Below are 548 nucleotides of genomic sequence, written 5' to 3'. Positions count from 1 at the left end.
GAACATGATGATGGTGGATCGCATCACCCATATCAGCGAAGAGGGTGGCAAGTACGGCAAAGGTGAATTGGTCGCCGAGCTGGATATCACTCCGGACCTGTGGTTCTTCGCCTGTCACTTCGAAGGCGATCCGGTGATGCCCGGCTGCCTGGGCCTCGATGCCATGTGGCAACTGGTCGGCTTCTTCCTCGGCTGGCAAGGTCTGCCGGGCCGTGGTCGCGCACTGGGTTCGGGTGAAGTGAAGTTCTTTGGTCAGGTCCTGCCGACCGCCAAGAAAGTTACGTATAACATTCAGATCAAGCGCGTCCTCAAAGGCAAGCTGAACCTCGCTATCGCCGATGGTTCGGTCAGTGTCGACGGCCGCGAAATCTACACCGCCGAAGGCCTCCGGGTCGGCGTGTTCACCTCCACTGAAAACTTCTAAGGGTTATCCGCATGCGCCGCGTCGTTATCACTGGTCTGGGCATCGTTTCGTGCCTGGGCAATGACAAAGAGTCCGTCTCCGCTAACCTGCGTGCAAGCCGCCCTGGCATCCGGTTCAACCCGGA

General features: G+C 58.8%; 2 protein-coding genes. Both read left to right on the top strand.

The window, feature by feature from the left end; genetic code table 11:
* On the top strand, nt 1-424 hold a 424-nt coding region (gene fabA, locus ACIQY3_RS29485; RefSeq protein ID WP_403026928.1), incomplete at its 5' end, for a 3-hydroxyacyl-[acyl-carrier-protein] dehydratase FabA.
* Nucleotides 425-435: 11 nt separating this feature from the next.
* On the top strand, nt 436-548 hold a 113-nt coding region (locus ACIQY3_RS29480; RefSeq protein ID WP_403027043.1), incomplete at its 3' end, for a beta-ketoacyl synthase N-terminal-like domain-containing protein.

Source organism: Pseudomonas sp. NPDC096950 (genome assembly GCF_044762525.1).
In the GTDB taxonomy this organism is placed as follows: domain Bacteria; phylum Pseudomonadota; class Gammaproteobacteria; order Pseudomonadales; family Pseudomonadaceae; genus Aquipseudomonas.
Note: the sequence above shows the minus strand (reverse complement) of the source record. Positions and strands in the feature narration are given on the sequence as shown.